General features: G+C 67.7%; 12 protein-coding genes. 8 read left to right on the forward strand and 4 right to left on the reverse strand.

Annotated features, from left to right (window positions below; genetic code table 11):
• Positions 1–98: 98 nt before the first annotated feature.
• From FV234_RS22590 to FV234_RS22595, 3 genes are all read right to left on the reverse strand, one after another.
• Entirely contained in the window at positions 99–2,078 is a 1,980-nt protein-coding gene (locus FV234_RS22590) for an N-6 DNA methylase (protein ID WP_187273771.1), read from the reverse strand.
• On the reverse strand, positions 2,020–2,400 hold the full coding sequence (locus tag FV234_RS26340) for a hypothetical protein (protein WP_187273772.1): 381 nt from the start codon (positions 2,398–2,400) through the stop codon (positions 2,020–2,022). The genes FV234_RS22590 and FV234_RS26340 overlap by 59 nt, the downstream gene beginning before the upstream one ends.
• A 618-nt stretch (positions 2,401–3,018) precedes the next feature.
• Complete coding sequence (locus tag FV234_RS22595) at positions 3,019–5,811, reverse strand: [protein-PII] uridylyltransferase (RefSeq protein WP_147764769.1); 2,793 nt, start codon at positions 5,809–5,811, stop codon at positions 3,019–3,021.
• 179 nt (positions 5,812–5,990) lie between these two features.
• Here FV234_RS22595 and FV234_RS22600 point away from each other — a divergent pair, with 179 nt between their 5' ends.
• Both FV234_RS22600 and FV234_RS22605 read left to right on the forward strand, forming a co-directional pair.
• Complete coding sequence (locus FV234_RS22600) at positions 5,991–6,962, forward strand: aliphatic sulfonate ABC transporter substrate-binding protein (RefSeq protein ID WP_147831780.1); 972 nt, start codon at positions 5,991–5,993, stop codon at positions 6,960–6,962.
• A gap of 348 nt (positions 6,963–7,310) precedes the next feature.
• The gene (locus FV234_RS22605) at positions 7,311–8,123 is read left to right on the forward strand and encodes an ABC transporter permease (RefSeq protein ID WP_238272063.1); all 813 of its coding nucleotides are present in this window, start codon (positions 7,311–7,313) and stop codon (positions 8,121–8,123) included.
• Positions 8,124–8,163: 40 nt separating this feature from the next.
• On the opposite strand, the gene FV234_RS22610 is transcribed toward FV234_RS22605, so the two are convergent.
• Positions 8,164–8,328, reverse strand: coding sequence for a hypothetical protein (locus FV234_RS22610; protein WP_238272062.1), 165 nt, complete (start codon positions 8,326–8,328; stop codon positions 8,164–8,166).
• A gap of 452 nt (positions 8,329–8,780) precedes the next feature.
• Here FV234_RS22610 and FV234_RS22615 point away from each other — a divergent pair, with 452 nt between their 5' ends.
• The 6 genes from FV234_RS22615 to FV234_RS22640 all read left to right on the forward strand — a co-directional run bounded on the left by FV234_RS22615 (position 8,781) and on the right by FV234_RS22640 (position 16,831).
• Complete coding sequence (locus FV234_RS22615; protein ID WP_147751626.1) at positions 8,781–9,254, forward strand: formate dehydrogenase subunit gamma; 474 nt, start codon at positions 8,781–8,783, stop codon at positions 9,252–9,254.
• An 8-nt stretch (positions 9,255–9,262) separates the two neighbouring features.
• Positions 9,263–10,822, forward strand: a complete 1,560-nt coding sequence (locus FV234_RS22620) for a formate dehydrogenase beta subunit (protein WP_147831782.1) — start codon at positions 9,263–9,265, stop codon at positions 10,820–10,822.
• A gap of 10 nt (positions 10,823–10,832) precedes the next feature.
• The gene (gene fdhF / locus FV234_RS22625) at positions 10,833–13,688 is read left to right on the forward strand and encodes a formate dehydrogenase subunit alpha (protein ID WP_147764766.1); all 2,856 of its coding nucleotides are present in this window, start codon (positions 10,833–10,835) and stop codon (positions 13,686–13,688) included.
• 90 nt (positions 13,689–13,778) lie between these two features.
• A complete protein-coding gene (locus FV234_RS22630; protein ID WP_147751628.1) occupies positions 13,779–14,072 on the forward strand; it encodes a formate dehydrogenase subunit delta in 294 nt (97 codons plus the stop codon).
• A 142-nt stretch (positions 14,073–14,214) separates the two neighbouring features.
• Positions 14,215–15,870 (forward strand): OFA family MFS transporter, encoded by a 1,656-nt coding sequence (locus tag FV234_RS22635; protein WP_147831783.1) that lies wholly within the window; start codon positions 14,215–14,217, stop codon positions 15,868–15,870.
• A 58-nt stretch (positions 15,871–15,928) separates the two neighbouring features.
• Complete coding sequence (locus tag FV234_RS22640; RefSeq protein ID WP_147751630.1) at positions 15,929–16,831, forward strand: LysR family transcriptional regulator; 903 nt, start codon at positions 15,929–15,931, stop codon at positions 16,829–16,831.
• Positions 16,832–16,957: the final 126 nt, after the last annotated feature.

A 16,957-nucleotide genomic window follows, 5' to 3' on the forward strand; every position in this document is an offset into this window, starting at 1 on the left:
CGCGCAGGGCCATGATCTCGTCGGTCATCGGGGGTCTCTCGGGTTCGGGGTTGGTCGTCGCAACCCGACCCTACCCGGCAACCGCCGATGACCACCCCTCAGCTACACCACCGCCTGGGACACGACCCAAGTAGGTCCGGGGTGTCCGAGTCGTCGCCCGAAAAGCCGACAATCTCGTCGGCAAAAGTCATATAGCCTTTGTCCCAGAAACCTTGATCAAGATTTTCCTGCTTGCGCACGAGCAGAAGCGGGGCTTGAAAAGCCCGCTCCGACCGCACGTCCGAAATTGGCACACGCGGCGCGGTCTTCACCTTGGCACTATTGATTCCATGCGGACCGATTGCGTCGGGGGGCATCATCGGCTTGCCCCAAATATGGTCATGCGAATTCTTGTGAATGCGATTGCCGCGCATGAAGCCTTGGCCGCGTTCCCAGCCTTTTACCTGGGCAAAGGTACCAAGCGTTCGCATCTCCGCCAGCCGCCGCACCAGATCCACCACACGCTGTGTGCCGAGCAATCCCGCGCGCCACGTGCGATAGTCCGCCAGATCCTCACCGCGCGCTATCCAATGCATGTCATAGTAGTCGATGTCGAAACTCTGCTCGGCATCCGCCTTGCCGCTGCGCCGAAAAATCGCGTGAAGAATTTTGCGCGTGCCCTCGGGCTCACCCGCCAGCGCGACGACGACGACGATCTGCGTGTCGCCACCCCCCTTTGAGAACAGGCCGCGGACTGAAACGAAGTCCAAGATCTCGCGAACGTCCCATTTTCCAAAGATATGTCTGCGTAGCCCTTTTGAGTTGAGATTGTAGAGGAGGCCTGCTGGCTGAATCATGCTAATCACACCGCCGTCTGTGAGCATATCCTGCGCAGAGACGAGAAAGAGATAGGCGAGCTGGTCGTTGGGGAGCTTCTCGGCCAAGTTCTGCCTGAAGGCCTTGGCAGCGCGAACGGCGCCTGGCGTCGACAGCGACGACTTGAATGGCGGATTGCCGATGATCACGCCGACTCGCTTGGCTATTAGGCCCTGCTCGCGTGCCGCGAAGAAGCAGCTTGGATGCAGCGTCGCGCCTTCGAGTTCAGGGAAAAGCCGGACGCTTTTACGGATATGCTCGGGCTCGAGCGCTTCGCACAAAGCGAGGCACAGGCTGAACGCCGCGAGCTTGATAGCTCCGGGCTCCAGGTCAATGCCATGGACACGCGTCAGCAACGCCTTCAGATCTTTGACCTTCGGTCGCGCCCAAGCGTTTCGCATCCGCCAGTGCAGGACGAGCCGCTTATAGGCTTCAACGAGATAGACGGCCGACCCGCATGCTGGGTCGAGGATCACCTCGTCCCGCTCAATCAAGCGGTCGATGCGCTCCCAGCTCAGCGCCTCGTCAAGCATCAATCGGACGAGCGCCGGAGGCGTGTAGATCGAGCTATCCTTGTCTTCCACGAACAGTTGGTAGATGTTGCTGATCAACTCAACTGGAAGGTCCCGGAAAGAATAGAGGCGCCAGAAGCTTCCTTGACCATGCGTGTCATGCAGGCCTTCGATGAGATCGGCAAAGGCGGCGAGCTGCGTGCTCTCGACGAGCTCGGTCCGCAGATCGTCATCCAGTTCGAAAACATGCCCGTTGAAGCGCTTCTCAAGCGCCGCAAGCAGGCGGACCACCGGCTTACCGGCACGCATCACATCGGCAAAAGTCCGTGCGCCAGAATGAAACTGCGCAAAATACTCCGCCTCAAGGGCATTGCGTTCGTCGAGATAGGCGATCAGTAGCGAAAGAATTAGCAATCGGCGCTGCAAACCCTCGCTGAGTAGGGAGCCCGCCTTGATCTTCGTGTAAAGGCCGAAGATATTATCAACGAGATGGCGATGTGCCGAGTCTGTGTCCGACACGAGCTTCGCGCAGACGGCAGGGTCGTCCCATAGGGTTCCGTTGCGCAGCCGTTCGAAGTTCCACCAAGCAGTTGCACGTGCCTCTGCCGTAGCGATATTGGCGACGAGGCTAACAGTATCGTAGGCCTTGTACCTAGGCGCTGTATCCTTCTGATCGAAATCGGCCTTGCTCGCACAGCGGAACAATTCCACTTTGCCCGGTGTCTTGCGGTAGAGCAGCGGTACGCCCCCCCCAGCTCCACAAACGCTTGTGCAAGAGTGCGAACTCGTGGCTCTCGCCAGGGTGATCGCTGACATAGATGAAGGCCTGGGCGACTGGCGCACGATTGTTGCGGCCGGCCTCGAAGAAAACGGAATGCGCCGCATAGCTCTCGGCTTTTTCCATCATTAAATATTGTTCGGGCGCAAGGCTGAGAGCACGGAATTCTTTCACCAGAACCAGCCCGTCGATGCTGCTCTGGGTGTCTCCGTTTGAAAGCTCGATCAGCCAGTTGGCAAAGTTTTCCGCCCTCACTTACGCTCCCACGCAGGCGTTTTCTGACGACCCCACGATGGCCCGGCACCATCTTTTAGCGCTGCCCAAAGCTCCGTATGCCATGGCATATGCGCAGACCTAGCACAACGCGGCCCCGGCGGAGGCACGCCGCCTGATGACACCTCTGCACAGCGTAGCATGCTCGCGTCCCTGGTCGCTTCGACGAACAACAGCGCGCCATGCGGAAGGCGGCGGCACAGGCCTGTCCCGTTCACGCCGTGCTCGGGATCGACGCGCCGATCACCATCGCCTGGGTGGACTGACACCAAATCGCGTCGCGGACCACGCATCGCGATCCGGCCCCCGCGACGGCGGGGCGGCCGCTATCCGCCGGACCTCATAGGGTCCGACTTATGAAACTGGATATGAAACGTGATGTGAGATTGGATGTGTCATTGAATGTGGAATTGGGTATGTCATTCGGACCAAAACGCTGTCCGGACTCTCCGTGGAGACGGCGTGCCGGCCGGCCCGGACGGCGGCCGAGCGAAGCCGGCATCCGCGTCGCCGATCGCCGCATTGCGAAGCGATCCGTCGGGTTTGGCGGGCGGCGGGCGGTGCGGTGCAACCGTTCCGCATCGGAACCCGGCGTGGCCCTCACGCCTCCCGCGGCGGCGGGGCGGCGACCAGGGCCTCCAGGCCTTCCGCCTTCATCGCCGCCACGTCTCCGGCAAAAACCTCCATCACCGCGCCGCGGATCGCCGCCTGGCGGTCGGGCTGGGTGACGCGGGTGCCGGTGAGGTCGGTCACGTAGAACACGTCCACCGCCCGCTCGCCGAAGGTCGCCACGTGGGCCGAGGTGATGTTGAGGTTCAGGCGGTTCAGCGCCGTGGTCAGCTCGTAGAGCAGGCCCGGCCGGTCGAGGCCGGTGACCTCGACCACGGTCTCGCGGCTCGACAGCGCGTTGTCGATCGCCACGTCGGGGGGGACCAGGAAGGTCTTGGCCCGGCCGGTGGAGGGCGGGTGCTTGTCGGCCACCAGCTCGGCGATCTTGATCTCGCCCTTGAGCGAGCGCTCGATCGAGGCGGTGATGCGCCGGCCGCGGCGCATCTCGTCCTCGTCGCGCTCGAAGGCGCGGGAGATGAAGATCGAATCGAGGGCGAAGCCGTCGCTCGTGGTGTAGGCCTGGGCGTCGACGATGTTGCCGCCGGACGCCGCGCAGGCCCCCGTGACGATGGCCAGCAGCCGCGGGTGGTCGGGGGAATACACCGTCAGCTCGGTGACGCCGCGGACCGGATCGGTCTCGACGTCGGTGGCGCTGGTGCGGCCGGCCTCGGTCGCCTGGCGGATGAAGCCGGCGTTCTTGAATTGGCGCACCCCGTCGACCTTCAGCCAGTAGGCCTGGGTGTGGCGCGCGGCGTAGGCGTCGAACGTGTCCGACGACCAGTCGGGCAGCTGCTCGCGCAGGGACATCTGGATCAGGCGGACCCGGTCGGTGCGGGCGATCTCGGAGTGGCCGCCCGAGAGCACCACCTCGGTCTCGTCGTAGAGGGTGCGGATCAGCGTGCCCTTCCACGCGGTCCAGACGCCGGGGCCGACGGCGGTGATGTCGGCCACCGTCAGGATCGTCAGCAGGCGCAGGCGCTCCAGCGTCTGCACCACGGCTGCGAACTTCTCGATGGTCTTCGGGTCCGAGAGGTCGCGGCTCTGGGCGGTCATCGACATCAGCAGGTGGTGCTCGACGAGCCAGGCCACCGTCTCGGTCTCGGCCTGGGTCAGGCCGAAGCGCGGGCACAGCTTCTGCGCGATCGCCGCGCCGGCGATGGAGTGGTCCTCGGGCCGGCCCTTGGCGATGTCGTGGAGCAGGATCGCCACGTAGAGCGCGCGGCGGTTGTGGATCGCGCCGACCAGCCGCGAGACCAGGGGGAACGGCTCGTCCCCGCGGCCGGAATCGATCGCGGCCAGCACGCCGAGCGAGCGCAGCAGGTGCTCGTCCACCGTGAAGTGGTGGTACATGTTGAACTGCATCATCGCCACGATCCGCCCGAAATCCGGGATGAAGCGGCCGAGCACCCCGGCCTCGTTCATCTGCCGCAGCACCGATTCCGGCGAGTTCCGCGAGGTCAGGATCTCGAGGAAGAGCCGGTTGGCCTCCTCGTCGGCGCGCAGTGCGTGGCCGATCAGGCGTAAGGAGCGGTTGGCCAGCCGCTTGGCGTCCGGGTGGATCGCGAGGTTGTGCCGGTCGGCGAGCCAGAACAGCCGCAGGAGGTTCACCGGGTCGCGCTCGAACGCGTCCTCGGCGCGCACGTTGACCCGGCCGTGATCGAGCCAGAAATCCTCCGCCTCGATCGCGGTGGCGCGGAACCGGTCGCGGAACTTGCCGATCCAGCGGTCGAGCACCGGCGTGCGCTTGGCGTGGCGCGCCTCGAGCTCGGCGCAGACGATGGCGGTGAGGTCGCCCACGTCCTTGGCAATCAGGAAGTAGGCCTTCATGAAGCGCTCGACGCCCGACAGGCCGCCGCGCGGCCCGAAGCCGAGCCGCTCGGCGATCTTCGGTTGCAGCCCGAAGGACAGCCGCTCCTCCGAGCGCCGCGTGACGAAGTGCAGGTGGCAACGCACCCGCCACAGGAACTCGTCGCAGCGCTCGAACAGGCGGTACTCCTCCGCCGTGAACAGGCCGGCGGCCACGAGCTCGACCTGGTCGCGCACCCGGTAGGTGTACTTGGCGATCCAGAACAGGGTGTTGAGGTCGCGCAGGCCCCCCTTGCCGTCCTTGACGTTGGGCTCGACGAGATAGCGCGACGAGCCCGCCTTCGTGATGCGGCCGTCGCGCTCGCGCAGCTTCGCCTCGACGAACTCGTGGGCGGTGCCCATCACCAACTCGGCGTCGAAGCGCGTCACCAGCTCCTCGAACAGCACCCGCGAGCCGAACAGGTAGCGCGCCTCCAGGAGCGCCGTGCGGATCGTCATGTCCGCCTTCGCCTCGCGCAGGCACTCCTCGACCGAGCGGGTGGCGTGGCCGACCTTCAATTTCAGGTCCCACAGCACGTAGAGCATCGCCTCGACGACGCTCTCCGACCACGCGGTCTGCTTGTAGGGCAGCAGGAACAGCAGATCGATGTCCGAGCCCGGCGCCATCGTGCCCCGGCCGTAGCCGCCGGTGGCCACCACCGCGAGCTGCTCGCCGGTGGAGGGGTTGTCGTTCGGGTAGAGCCGCCAGACCACCGCGTCGTGGATCGCGCGCACCACCGCGTCGGTGAGGCTCGACAGCGTGCGGGCGCAACGCATGCCGTCGCGGTCCTTCAGCAGCTGCGCCTCGGCGGCCGCGTGGCCGGCCTCGATCACGCGCTTCAGCTCCGGCACCAGCACGGCGCGGAGCTTCGTCGGCTCACGGGCCTCGCGGTCCAGGGCGTCCAGAACCTTGTCGAGGGCGGCGACGGCGTCGAACATGGGTACCCGTTAGCATGAACTGCTGGTGCTGCCAGCGTGGCGCGCCATGGCACCACCGACACCGGCACTTCGGCGTGGAAGCAGAGACCAGGCCGTCCTTTGAGGCGGATCAATCGTTTGACATAAAGAACGAAGCTGCCTAGCTCGGATCGAACGCCCGATCCGAAAAGGACCTTTTCATGCGCCTCGCCCGCCGCGCGCTCCTCGGTGCCCTCGCGCTCGCCCTGCCCGCCCTCTCGCTGGCGGCCCGCGCCGCCGAGTTGAAGGAGGTGCGCCTCGACTGGGCGACCTACAACCCGGTCGGCCTCGTGCTGAAGGACAAGGGGTTCTTGGAGGAGGCGCTGAAGCCGATGGGCATCACCGTGCGGTGGGTCCAGTCGCTCGGCTCCAACAAGGCGCTGGAATTTCTGAATGCCGGCGCGATCGACTTCGGCTCGTCGGCAGGCGCCGCCGCCCTGGTGGCACGCATCAACGGCAACCCGATCAAGGCGGTCTACGCCTTCTCGCGGCCGGAATGGACGGCGCTCGTCACCCGCAAGGACAGCGGCATCGCGCGGGTCGCCGACCTCAAGGGCAAGCGCATCGCCGTCACCCGCGGCACCGACCCGCACATCTTCCTGATCCGCGCGCTTCAGGGCGCGGGCCTGACCGAGCGCGACGCCAAGCTCGTCCTGCTCCAGCACGCCGACGGCCGCACGGCGCTCGACCGCGGCGACGTCGACGCCTGGGCCGGCCTCGACCCGATGATGGCTGCGGCCGAGATCGAGAACGACGACGTGCTGTTCTTCCGCGACGCCAGCGCCAACACCTGGGGCCTGCTCGACGTACGCGAGGCGTTCGCGAAGGAGAACCCGGAGCTCGTCCGCACGGTGATCGCCGCCTACGAGCGGGCGCGGCTGTTCTCGATCCAGAACCCCGACGCGCTGAAGGCGGCTTTGATTTCCGCGACCAAGCTGCCCGAGCCGGTGATCGCCCGCCAGGTCGCGCGCACCGACCTCTCCGAGCCCGCGCTCGGCAAGGCCCAGGCGGACTCGATCCGCGCGGCCGGCCTCGCCCTGCAGCAGGCCGGCATCATCCCCGCTGGCACCGACGTCCCGGCGGCGGTCGATGGACTGATCGACACGGCCTTCAACCCGACGGCGGCGCGGTAGGCGCAAGCCGCATCGGGGCCGCCCCGATGCGCGTTTCGGCGGTTTGGATTAGGCCACGAACCACGTCGAGGCCCCTTCTCCCATGGGGAGAAGGGCGGGATGAGGGGCGTACCCCATCCGGAGAGGTCACGCCCCTCACCCTGCCCCTCTCCCCTTGGGAGAGGGGACCAGCGCCTCGTCCGACGCCGAACGAACCCTTACATCCGATCGCACGCAATGCGGTCGTGGCCGAGGCGGGGCGCTGAGGCTCAGGCGGTGTTATAGAGCCGCCGATCCTCCAGCCCGCGACGGCCCGATGTTCCACCTTCTCGAGTTCGACGCCCGATGACCGGACCCGCGGCCGCCCCCATGGCGAACGTTGCACCTGTCGTCGCCCCACGGGCCGGACGCGCGTCGCGCTTCGGCTGGGCGGGCCTCGGCCTGTTGCTTCCGCTGATCCTGGCTCTCGGCTGGGAGGCGGCCGTGCGGGCCGGCCTGGCGCAGGGGCGCCTGCTGCCGCCGCCGAGCCGGATCGCGGCGACGTTGTGGGACCTCGCCCGCTCCGGCGACCTGTGGATGCACGTCTCGGCGACGTTGGTTCGCGTCGGCCTCGGCTTCGCGCTCGGGGCGGTGGCGGGGATCGTCGTGGGCGCGCTCACCGCGACCCTTCCGACCCTGCGGCGGCTCGTCGATCCGAGCCTGCAGGCGTTGCGCGCGGTGCCTTCGCTCGCCTGGGTGCCGCTGTTCATCCTGTGGTTCGGCATCCTCGAGACGCCGAAGGTGACGCTGATCGCGGTCGGCGTGTTCTTCCCGGTCTATGTCGGGGTCGCCGGCGCCATCGCCTCGGTCGATCGCAAGCTCGTCGAGGTCGGACGGATCTTCCGCCTGTCGCGGGCGGCGCAGGTGAGGCGCATCCTGCTTCCGGCGGTGCTGCCGGCCACCGTCACGGCGTTGCGCACCGGGCTCGGCCTCGGCTTCCTGTTCGTGGTCGCGGCGGAGCTGATGGGAGCATCCGAGGGTCTTGGCTACCTGCTGATCGACGGGCAGCAATTCTCCAAGCCCGAGCAAATCCTGGCCGCGATCATCGCCTTCGCGGTGGCGGGAAAGCTCGCCGACGCGCTGCTGGTGGCGCTGACGAACCCGCTGGTGCGGTGGCAGGACACGGCGCGCGACGCCTTATAGAAGATCCAGTGCGCGACGTGCTTGGCCATCGCGCAGAACGTCAGTCGCGCTCGGGCTCGTCCGTCTCGACCGGGTCGCGGTCGTGGACTACGCGGGCGTGCCCGGTGACCGGCGGGAACAGCTCGGCCAACCCCGCGGCCACGCCGTAGAGCACCGGATCCGAGCCGGGGCCGGAGTGCGGCGGGTGGAGATCGCTCTTGACCATGGAATCCGTCACCTTGGGCGCCCCGTCCATCCTGTTGCCAGCGCCGACGTAAGCCTGACAGACAGCCCCCCGGCTGCCCCTAGGGTTTGTCAAGTCGGACTTTGGTCCAAGGTTTCATGGGGGCGAAAAGAAATTTCCGCTGTGCTCACCCGTGGTTGCAGGCGAAAACCGATCACCATTGGCGAGCAGGCGTCGGAATGCCGCGCAAACCGGTAGTTTATTGCACGGCACCATCCATGGCTTCGAGATGAGGGGGGCTTGTTGCAGCGCAGCATGACAAATCGGACGCGTTGAAAATGCCTTGATGGATGGCCTCTGCATAGGGAAACGTCCGGTCGGACAGCCGGTTTCGACAGGCGTCCTTTGTCGAACGACCAATCTGCACGATTGAATGCAATCGGCATTTCTGTTCCAGTCGTCCCTTAGAACAGGAACAATCTGGGCAGGAAATCATGCCGCGTTTCGAGCCCTGGGATGGCCAGCGCGCCTCCGGGATCATCGCCGAGCACAGCCATCTGGAGGGCGCCACCCTCCCGATCCTGCACGCGCTGCAGGAGACCTTCGGCTACGTCGACGCCGGCGCCGTGCCGCTGATCGCGGATGCGCTCAATCTGTCGCGGGCCGAGGTCCACGGCTGCATCACTTTCTACCACGACTTCCGCGCACACCCGGCCGGCCGTCACGAGGTGAAGCTGTGCCGCGCGGAGGCGTGCCAGGCCATGGGCTCGGACCGGCTCCACGCCGAGATTCTGTCGCGCCTCGGCACGGGCTGGCATGGCACGACCAGCGACGGCAACGCCACCGTCGAGCCGGTCTACTGCCTCGGCCTGTGCTCGAACGCCCCGGCGGCCCTCGTCGACGGCGAGCCGATCGCGCGGCTCACCGCAGACAGCCTCGAAGCGGCTCTGAGCGAGGCGCGCGCATGAGCACGGCCATGAGCATCACCCTCTACGTCCCCCGCGACGCCGTCGCGCTGGGCCTCGGCGCCAACCGCGTCGCCCGGGCGCTGTTTTCCGGCGCCGAGCGCCGCGGCCTCGACGTGTCGATCGTCCGCACCGGTTCGCGCGGCCTGTTCTGGCTGGAGCCGATGGTCGAGGTCGCGACGCCCGAGGGCCGCGTCGCCTACGGCCCGGTGACGCCCGCCGACGTCGACGCGCTGCTCGATGCCGGCCTCGCGGAGGGCGGCGAGCACCCGCTGCGCCTCGGCGACCCGGAGAAGATCCCGTTCCTGGCCCGCCAGCAGCGGCTCACCTTCCACCGCTGCGGCGTGATCGATCCGGTCTCGGTCGACGACTACAAGGCCCATGGCGGCTATCGCGGCCTCGAGGCCGCGCTTCGGCTCGGCCCCGAGGGCACCGTCGGCGAAGTCCGCGAATCCGGCCTGCGCGGCCGCGGCGGCGCCGGCTTCCCGGCCGGCATCAAGTGGAACACGGTGATGCTGGCGCAGTCGCACCAGAAATACGTGGTCTGCAACGCCGACGAGGGCGATTCCGGCACCTTCGCCGACCGGATGATGATGGAGGGCGACCCCTTCAACCTCATCGAGGGCATGACCATCGCCGCCGTCGCGGTCGGCGCGACCCGGGGCTACATCTACCTGCGTTCGGAATACCCGCAGGCCTTCGCCACGCTGAAGGAGGCGATCGCCAACGGTATCGCGGCGGGCGTGCTCGGCGACGACGTGATGGGCTCCGGCAAGAGCTTCCACCTCGAGGTGCGGCTCGGCGCGGGCGCCTACATCTGCGGCGAGGAGACTTCGCTGCTGGAGAGCCTCGAGGGCAAGCGCGGCATCGTCCGCGCCAAGCCCCCGATCCCGGCGCTGAAGGGCTTCCTCGGCCAGCCGACGCTGGTCAACAACGTGATGACCTTCACGGCCACGCCCTGGATCCTGGAGCACGGCGCCAAGGCCTACGCCGACTACGGCATGGGCCGCTCCCTCGGCACCCTGCCGATCCAGCTCGCAGGCAACGTGAAGCACGGCGGCCTAATCGAGACCGCCTTCGGCATCACGCTGCGCGAAGTCATCGAGGGCTACGGCGGCGGCACCTTCTCCGGCCGTCCGGTGCGGGCGGTACAGGTCGGCGGGCCGCTCGGGGCCTACTTCCCCGACGACCTGCTCGATACGCCCCTCGACTACGAGGCGATGGCGGCCAAGAAGGGCCTGGTCGGCCATGGCGGCATCGTCGTGTTCGACGACACCGTCGACATGGCCAAGCAGGCCCGCTTCGCCTTCGAGTTCTGCGCCACGGAATCCTGCGGCAAGTGCACCCCGTGCCGCATCGGCGCGACCCGCGGCGTCGAGACGATGGACAAGGTCATCGCCGGGATCAGCCCGGAGAAGAACCTCACCGTCATCGCCGACCTCTGCGAGGTCATGACCGACGGTTCGCTTTGCGCCATGGGCGGGCTCACGCCGATGCCCGTGATGAGCGCGATCACCCATTTCCCCGAAGACTTTTCGCGCGCGGGCGACCTGCCCGTCGCGGCGGAATAGGGAGGCGTCCATGGCCCTCATCAAAGAGATCGACTACGGCACCCCGATCCGCGTCAGCGATCAGACGGTGACGCTGAGCATCGACGGCATGGACGTCACCGTCCCGGCCGGAACGTCGGTGATGGCGGCGGCGATGAACGCCGGCACGCAGATCCCGAAACTGTGCGCGACGGATTCGCTGGAGCCGTTCGGCTCCTGCCGCCTCTGCCTCGTGGAGATCGAGGGGCGGCGCGGCACGCCGGCCTCCTGCACCACGCCGGCCGAGAACGGCATGGTCGTGCGGACGCAGACCGACAAGCTCGCCAAGCTCCGCAAGGGCGTGATGGAGCTCTACATCTCCGACCACCCGCTGACCTGCCTGACCTGCGCCGCCAACGGCGACTGCGAGCTGCAGGACATGGCCGGCGTCGTCGGCCTGCGCGACGTGCGCTACGGCTACGACGGCGACAACCACGTCGTGCCGACGGCGGAAAAGTACCTGCCGAAGGACGAGTCGAACCCGTACTTCACCTACGACCCGTCGAAGTGCATCGTCTGCAACCGCTGCGTCCGCGCCTGCGAGGAGGTGCAGGGCACCTTCGCGCTCACCATCGAGGGCCGCGGCTTCGACAGCCGTGTCGCCGCCGGCAACACCAACTTCATGGAATCCGAGTGCGTGTCCTGCGGCGCCTGCGTCCAGGCCTGCCCGACCGCGACGCTCCAAGAGAAGTCGATCCACGAGCACGGCCAGCCCGAGCATTCGGAGGTGACCACCTGCGCCTATTGCGGCGTCGGCTGCTCGTTCAAGGCGGAGATGCAGGGCACCAAGATCATCCGCATGGTGCCCTACAAGGGCGGCAAGGCCAACGAGGGCCATAGCTGCGTCAAGGGCCGCTTCGCCTACGGCTACGCCACCCACAAGGACCGCATCACAAAACCGATGATCCGCGAGAAGATCACGGATCCCTGGCGCGAGGTGTCGTGGGAGGAGGCGATCGACCGCGCGGCCTCCGAGTTCAAGCGCATCCAGGCGACCTACGGCAAGGACTCGGTCGGCGGCATCACCTCGTCGCGCTGCACAAACGAGGAGGCCTACCTCGTCCAGAAGCTCGTGCGCGCCGCCTTCGGCAACAACAACGTCGACACCTGCGCCCGCGTCTGCCACTCGCCGACCGGCTACGGCCTGATGTCGACGCTCGGCACCTCGGCCGGCACCCAGGACTTCAAGTCGGTCGAGCAGTCCGACGTGATCCTGGTGATCGGCGCCAACCCGACCGACGGCCACCCGGTCTTCGGCTCGCGGATGAAGCGGCGCCTGCGCGAGGGCGCCAAGCTCATCGTCGCCGACCCGCGCAAGATCGACCTGGTGAAGTCGCCCCACATCAAGGCGACGCACCACCTGCCGCTGAAGCCCGGCTCCAACGTCGCCTTCATCAACTCCATGGCGCACGTGATCGTCACCGAGGGGCTGATCGACGAAGCCTACGTGCGCGAGCGCTGCGACCTCGCAGAGTTCGAGTCCTGGGCCCGCTTCATCGCCGACGAGCGCCACTCGCCGGAGGCGCAGGCGCAGTACACCGGCATCGACCCGGCCGAGCTCCGCGCCGCCGCCCGGCTCTACGCCACCGGCGGCAACGCCGGCATCTACTACGGCCTCGGCGTCACCGAGCACAGCCAGGGCTCGACCATGGTGATGGGCATGGCCAACATCGCCATGGCCACCGGCAACATCGGCAAGCTCGGCGCCGGCGTGAACCCGCTGCGCGGCCAGAACAACGTCCAAGGCTCGTGCGACATGGGCTCGTTCCCGCACGAGCTGCCGGGCTACCGCCACGTCTCGGACGACGCCACCCGCGAGAGCTTCGAGGCGCTCTGGGGGGCCAAGCTCGACAACGCGCCGGGCCTGCGCATCACCAACATGCTCGATGAGGCCGTCGATGGCGGCTTCAAGGGCATGTACATCCAGGGCGAGGACATCGCCCAGTCGGACCCGGACACCCACCACGTCACGTCCGGCTTGATGGCGATGGAGTGCATCGTCATCCAGGACCTGTTCCTGAACGAGACCGCCAAGTACGCCCACGTCTTCCTGCCCGGCGCCTCGTTCCTGGAGAAGGACGGCACATTCACCAACGCCGAGCGCCGCATCAGCCGCGTGCGCAAGGTGATGCCGCCGATGGGCGGCTACGGCGACTGGGAGGGCACGATCCTGCTCTCCAAGGCGCTCGGCTACGAGATGAACTACAGCCACCCGTCCGAGATCATGGACGAGATCGCCTCGCTCACCCCGAGCTTCGCCGGCGTCTCCTTCGCCAAGCTCGACGAGCTCGGCTCGGTGCAGTGGCCCTGCAACGACAAGGCGCCGATGGGCACGCCGATGATGCACGTCGACCGGTTCGTGCGGGGCCTCGGCCGCTTCATGATCACCGAGTTCGTCGCCACCGAGGAGCGCACGGGGGCGAAGTTCCCGCTCATCCTCACCACCGGCCGGATCCTGTCGCAGTACAACGTCGGCGCACAGACGCGCCGCACCGAGAACTCGCGCTGGCACGAGGAGGACGTGCTGGAGATCCATCCGTTCGACGCCGAGGTCCGCGGCGTCGTCGACGGCGACCTGGTCTCGCTGGAGAGTCGGTCCGGCGACATCGCGCTCAAGGCCAAGATCACCGAGCGGATGCAGCCGGGCGTGGTCTACACCACCTTCCACCACGCCAAGACCGGCGCCAACGTCATCACCACCGACTTCTCGGATTGGGCGACCAACTGCCCCGAGTACAAGGTGACGGCGGTGCAGGTGCGGCGCACCAACCGTCCCTCGGATTGGCAGGCGAAGTTCTACGAGGAGGACTTCTCGCTGACCCGCATCGCGCAGGCGGCGGCGGAGTAGGAAGGCGACGCGCACCCTCTCCCCCTGGGAGGCGGGACCCGCGATCGGTTCGGGCCGCGATGTGTCCAGAAGGTTTTTGAAGGTCTGTCGATGAGCGCGCTGACGAGCGACGAGAAGCTGGTGCGGATGGCCAACCAGATCGCCTCCTTCTTCCGGTCCTATCCGGACGAGGAGGCGGTGACCGGCATCCACAACCACGTGATCGCCTTCTGGACGCCGAAGATGGTGGCGAGCCTCACCGCCTGCCTGCCGGCCATGGGCGAGCGCGTCGACCCGCTCGTGGTGCGCGCGATGCGCGAGGGCCGGACCGAGGCCGAGAGCCCGGTGCGCGCCGCCACCCGCGACCCGCAGAAGCTCGGCGAAGGTGCGAGCGACGCCGGTTGACGGGCCTGCACTTTTGTCACCCGCCCAAGGATGAATTTTGCATTCTGCGGTAGGCCACGGATAGTCTCGGACCAGCGCGGCATCTAGATTTCCTAGCAAGACGGCCCGCACAACAGGGCCGCTTGAAGGGGAAACCTCAGCGATGACTGCACGGACGGCCGACGTCACCCTCCCGCCCGAACGGACGCCGTCCTGGCTGTCGCGCGAAGCCACGATCGCGAAGCCCGGGTTCAACCGCTGGCTGGTGCCGCCGGCGGCCCTCGCGATCCACCTCTGCATCGGCATGGCCTACGGCTTCTCGGTGTTCTGGCTGCCGCTCTCGCGCGCCATCGGCATCACCGCGTCGAAGGCCTGCCCGGACATGTCGCTGGCCACCGCCCTGGTGACCACCACCTGCGATTGGCGGGTGGCGGACCTCGGCTGGATGTACACCCTTTTCTTCGTCTTCCTCGGGGCCTCGGCCGCCCTGTTCGGCGGTTGGCTGGAGCGGGCGGGCCCGCGCAAGGCCGGCATCGCGGCTGCGCTCTGCTGGTGCGGCGGCATGGCGATCTCGGCGCTCGGCATCCTCACCCACCAGCTCTGGATGATGTGGCTCGGCTCGGGCGTGATCGGCGGCATCGGCCTCGGTCTCGGCTACATCTCCCCGGTCTCGACCCTGATCAAGTGGTTCCCGGACCGGCGCGGCATGGCCACCGGCATGGCGATCATGGGCTTCGGCGGCGGCGCGCTGATCGGCTCGCCGCTGGCCGCCATGCTCATGGACGCGTTCAAGGGCCCGACCTCGGTCGGCGTGTGGCAGACCTTCCTGGTGATGGCCGCCGGCTACTTCGTGTTCATGATGGCGGGCGCCCTCGGCTACCGCGTCCCCCCGGCCGGCTGGAAGCCCGAGGGCTGGAGCCCGGCGCCGGCCAAGGCGGGGATGATCACCAACGGCCAGGTCCACCTCGACGACGCGCACAAGACCCCGCAGTTCTGGCTGATCTGGGCGGTGCTGTGCCTCAACGTCTCGGCGGGCATCGGTGTCATCGGCATCGCCTCGCCGATGCTGCAGGAGATCTTCGGCGGCCGCCTCGTCGGCGCGCCGGGCGTGAGCTTTGCCGCCCTCGATGCCGGACAGAAGGCACAGGTCGCCGCGATCGCGGCCGGCTTCGTCGGGCTGCTGTCGCTGTTCAACATCGGTGGCCGGTTCTTCTGGGCCTCTATGTCGGATAAGCTCGGGCGCAAGACCACCTACGCGATCTTCTTCGCGCTGGGCATCGCGCTCTACGCGGCCGCACCGTCCTTCGCGGCGGCCGGGTCGCAGGCGCTGTTCGTGCTCGCGTTCTGCATCATCCTGTCGATGTACGGCGGCGGGTTCGCCACGGTGCCGGCCTACCTCGCCGACATCTTCGGCACGCAGTTCGTCGGCGCGATCCACGGGCGGCTGCTCACCGCGTGGTCGACGGCGGGCATCGTCGGGCCGGTGGTGGTCAACTACATCCGCCAGGCGCAGGTCGACGCCGGCGTCACCGGCTCGCGCCTCTACGACGGCACCATGTACATTCTCGCGGGCATGCTGGCGCTCGGCTTCGTCGCCAACCTGCTGGTGCGACCGCTCAAGCCCAAGTGGTTCATGTCGGACGCCGAAGTGGCGGCGCTGAACAGCCGGGGCGCGGCCGGGGCGATCCCGTCGGGCTCCTTCGGCATCGGCCGGGGCGGCTTCAGCGCGACGGCGCTCGCGGCCTGGGCCGTCGTCGGCATCCCGATCGCCTGGGGCGTGTGGACGACGCTCGCCAAGGCGCTGATCCTGTTCCGCTGAGCGGGCGGGGCCGGCGAAATGGGTATAGCCTTCCCGGCACGCCGCCGGGGAGGGCGCCATGATCGACAAGCTCGACTTTCTGCTCGCGCTTTCGCGGGAGCAGCATTTCGGCCGCGCCGCCGAGACCTGCGGCGTGACCCAGCAGACCCTGTCGGCGGGCGTGAAGCAGCTCGAGAACCGCTTCGGGGTCCAGCTCGTGCGGCGCGGCTCGCGCTTCCAGGGATTTACCCCGGAGGGCGAGCGGGTGCTCGAATGGGGCCGGCGCATCGTCGCCGACAGCCGCGCCATGCACGAGGATGTCGCGGGCCTGCGCCGGGGCCTCACCGGGCACCTGCGCATCGCCGCGATCCCGACCGCGCTGCCGATGGTGGCGAGCCTGACGACGCCCTACCGCGAGAAGCACCCCGACGTGCGGCTGACGGTGGAATCGACCACCTCGGCCGACATCTTCTCGCTGATCGAGAACCTGGAGGCCGACGCCGGGCTGACCTACCTCGACAACGAGCCGCTCGGCCGGGTGATCTCCGTGCCGCTCTACCGCGAGCGCTACCGGCTGCTCACCGCGGAGGGCGGCGCCTTCGACGACCGCGCCTCCGTGACCTGGGCCGAGATCGGCCGCCTGCCGCTCTGCCTGCTCACGCCCAACATGCAGAACCGGCGCATCATCGACCAGCAGATCCGCGAGGCCGGCGGCGAGCCCTCGGCCTCGCTCGAATCGAACTCGATGATCGTGCTGATGACCCATGTCCGCACGCTCAAGTGGGCGAGCGTGATGCCGGCGATCCTCGCCGACGCGCTGGGGCCGATGGTCGGCGTGCGCGCGGTCCCGATCGTCGCGCCGGAGCTGGAGCACACGATCGGGCTGGTGGCGCCCCGGCGCGAGCCCTCCACCCCGATGATCACGGCGCTGGTCGCCATCGCCCGGACGCTGGCGAAGACTCTGGACGCACCGGACGCGTAAGACCCCGTTTCATAATGGGGTGAGCGGCAGGTGTCGCGGGCGTTGGGAGAGTGTCTGACGCTCACCCTGGATCGCCGATGTGGACCCCTACCGCTCGCACCGAGCTTGCGCGCGAAAGCCGCCCCT

It is taken from the genome of Methylobacterium sp. WL8 (assembly GCF_008040045.1).
Taxonomy (GTDB): Bacteria; Pseudomonadota; Alphaproteobacteria; order Rhizobiales; family Beijerinckiaceae; genus Methylobacterium; species Methylobacterium cerastii.

Excerpts from the sequence above, each read along its gene's own strand:
- FV234_RS22595 (WP_147764769.1), bottom strand. The coding sequence starts at position 5,811 with ATGTTCGACGCCGTCGCCGCCCTCGACAAGGTTCTGGACGCCCTGGAC.
- FV234_RS22600 (WP_147831780.1), top strand. The coding sequence starts at position 5,991 with ATGCGCCTCGCCCGCCGCGCGCTCCTCGGTGCCCTCGCGCTCGCCCTG.
- FV234_RS22605 (WP_238272063.1), top strand. The coding sequence starts at position 7,311 with ATGGCGAACGTTGCACCTGTCGTCGCCCCACGGGCCGGACGCGCGTCG.
- FV234_RS22610 (WP_238272062.1), bottom strand. The coding sequence starts at position 8,328 with ATGGTCAAGAGCGATCTCCACCCGCCGCACTCCGGCCCCGGCTCGGAT.
- FV234_RS22615 (WP_147751626.1), top strand. The coding sequence starts at position 8,781 with ATGCCGCGTTTCGAGCCCTGGGATGGCCAGCGCGCCTCCGGGATCATC.
- FV234_RS22620 (WP_147831782.1), top strand. The coding sequence starts at position 9,263 with ATGAGCATCACCCTCTACGTCCCCCGCGACGCCGTCGCGCTGGGCCTC.
- fdhF (WP_147764766.1), top strand. The coding sequence starts at position 10,833 with ATGGCCCTCATCAAAGAGATCGACTACGGCACCCCGATCCGCGTCAGC.
- FV234_RS22630 (WP_147751628.1), top strand. The coding sequence starts at position 13,779 with ATGAGCGCGCTGACGAGCGACGAGAAGCTGGTGCGGATGGCCAACCAG.
- FV234_RS22635 (WP_147831783.1), top strand. The coding sequence starts at position 14,215 with ATGACTGCACGGACGGCCGACGTCACCCTCCCGCCCGAACGGACGCCG.
- FV234_RS22640 (WP_147751630.1), top strand. The coding sequence starts at position 15,929 with ATGATCGACAAGCTCGACTTTCTGCTCGCGCTTTCGCGGGAGCAGCAT.